The organism is Chitinophaga varians, from assembly GCF_014529945.1.
Classification (GTDB): Bacteria; Bacteroidota; Bacteroidia; order Chitinophagales; family Chitinophagaceae; genus Chitinophaga; species Chitinophaga varians.
In genome coordinates this window covers 1-486 of record NZ_JACVFB010000038.1, presented here as the reverse complement: position 1 = coordinate 486, position 486 = coordinate 1, and the positions used below count along the sequence as shown (strand labels likewise).

The following is a 486-nucleotide window of genomic DNA, read 5'->3' as shown; positions in this document are numbered from 1 at the left end:
GTCCAGCACCACTTCCTCCACCCCTGCCTGATAGCCTGATGCCGCCGGCACTTGCCGGGGCAGGCAGGAAACGCCTTCATAGCCAGACAGGTATTGTTGCCAGTACAAACGGGAAGCACTGCTGTCCTGCTCCTGTAACCAGCGGATATACGAAGCATAAGGACGCACCGCCGGCAACTTCGCCATACGGCCACCACGGCGCGAAGCATACAGCTCCCGGAAATCAGAGATAACGATACCCATGCACCAGCCGTCCATCACGATATGCGGATGGCTCCAGATAAACCAGTAAGTCTCCGCTGCGGAACGCACCACCGTTAAGCGCATCAGCACATCCCTGCTCAGATCGAAGCCCCGTGCCCGGTCCGACACGGCAATGTCATGCACCAGCGATGCCTCTTCCCCGCCAGCCTGACAAAGGGCACGCACATCTTCATAACGGAAATCCAACGCTCTTTCCCGCAACACCACCTGCAGAGGACGAGG

At 58.8% G+C, this 486-nt stretch carries 1 protein-coding gene; it reads right to left on the bottom strand.

Annotated elements, in window-relative coordinates; translation table 11 throughout:
* Positions 1-486 (bottom strand): condensation domain-containing protein (locus tag ICL55_RS34945; RefSeq protein ID WP_246496881.1); only part of this gene is annotated, 486 nt, incomplete at both ends.